Origin of the sequence: Paraburkholderia sp. BL21I4N1, from assembly GCF_002973525.1 — a bacterium.
GTDB lineage: Bacteria > Pseudomonadota > Gammaproteobacteria > Burkholderiales > Burkholderiaceae > Paraburkholderia.
On record NZ_PVEN01000057.1, the window covers coordinates 1 to 1,595 of the forward strand.

At 56.1% G+C, this 1,595-nt stretch carries 2 protein-coding genes; both read left to right on the forward strand.

All coding sequences use genetic code 11. From position 1 onward, the window contains the following. Positions 1 to 17: 17 nt before the first annotated feature. Positions 18 to 815, forward strand: a complete 798-nt coding sequence (locus B0G83_RS37980; RefSeq protein WP_105512359.1) for a putative hydro-lyase — start codon at positions 18 to 20, stop codon at positions 813 to 815. A 90-nt stretch (positions 816 to 905) separates the two neighbouring features. Further along, the coding region (locus B0G83_RS37985) for an aminopeptidase P family N-terminal domain-containing protein (RefSeq protein ID WP_181157193.1) at positions 906 to 1,595 on the forward strand (690 nt) is incomplete at its 3' end.

The window sequence follows — 1,595 nt, forward strand, 5'->3', positions numbered from 1 at the left end:
TTTATCGGAGGTGAAACATGTTGCACGAAGAATTGAGTAGCGCGTCTGGGCAGCAGGTACGGGAGGCGGTCCGCGCGAAGAAATGGACCCGGACGACGCATGGACTGGCGCGAGGTTATGTGCAGGCGAACCTGGCCATCGTCCCCGAGCGATACGCTTTCGATTTTCTGCGGTTTTGTCAAAGAAATCCAAAACCGTGTCCGTTGCTCGAGGTAGGAGATCCGGGGAATCCGGAGATGCCTCGTACGGCGCCGGGTAGCGATATACGCACCGACCTGCCAGGCTATCGCATCTACAGAGATGGCTCGCTCGTCGAAGAGGTATCGGATATCGAGCATCTGTGGCGGCCAGACCACGTCAGTTTCCTGCTTGGGTGTAGTTTGTCTTTCGACGAAATCCTGACCGATGCGGGCATATCGCAACATCATCTGAAAGAAGAAAACGGGAGAATTTCCGTCTACATTACAAATATTGCCTGTGAGCCCGCAGGCGTATTTAAAGGACCAGTAGTCGTGGGTATGCGCCCCATCGCAAGGAAAGATGTCAGCCGTGCGATAGAGATCACCTCACGATATCCTCTCGCCCATGGCGGCCCGCTTCATGTAGGTGACGGTCGGGACATCGGAATCAGCGATCCGACCAAGGTTGACTGGGGACGCTACACCCCACCCGCGGAAGACGAGATCGAAGTCTATTGGGCCTGCGGTGTTACACCGCAGGCTGTGGCAATCGCATCTGGAATTCCCGAGATGATTACACACTCAGCAGGACATATGTTTGTGACCGATATCGAACTCAGCACGATTAGAACCTGAATCTGCGATATGCATGGTGGATCCCCAGGGGCGAGTTCCAAAGCACCTGGCTGGACCCGTACTTTTTCTTTGAACCAGGAAGTTAGAGATATGTTGCTGAACATCGAAAGGCTCAATGAGATGATGGCGCGCCATGGGCTTGATGCAATTGTCGCGACGTTGCCGGAGAACGTCACTTACTCGAGCGGCTACTGGGCCCTTTCTCAATGGGTTCGTCGCGGGCCACAGTCCTATGTTCTTATTCCTGCGCCCGGACGCGGCGAGCCCGCCATCATTGCCACAACCAGCTTGCTTGACCAACTGGCCGACCAGGATGACGTCTGGATTTCGAAGGTGTACCGATACGGCTTCTTTTCGGTCGAACAAACGAGCAGCGTGACGTTAAATGCGCTCGATCAGCGTCAACTCGAGCTGTATAACCTCCCGGACCACGGAACGGCGATTAATGCGCTGTGTGCAGCCATCAACGATTGTGGCCTGGGCGATGGTGTTATCGGTCTCGACGAGCTAGGCCTGATGCCTGGCAATTTCGAGGAAATCCAGACTCGCCTGCCCAACGCAAAAGTGAAGCCGGCGCTTGAGATTTTCCGTATGGTTCGCGCAGTCAAGACGGCGGAGGAAATCAATCGCCTGCGCCGCGCTGCCCAGATTGCGGAGCAATCGATCGCGTCTGCGCTGGAAATAGCCAAGCCCGGCATCAGCGAGCGCGAACTGGGGCTGGCGTTTCATGAGCGGACCGCGCGCGAAGGCGGCTATCCGGTATTGGGGTGTATCGGCTCC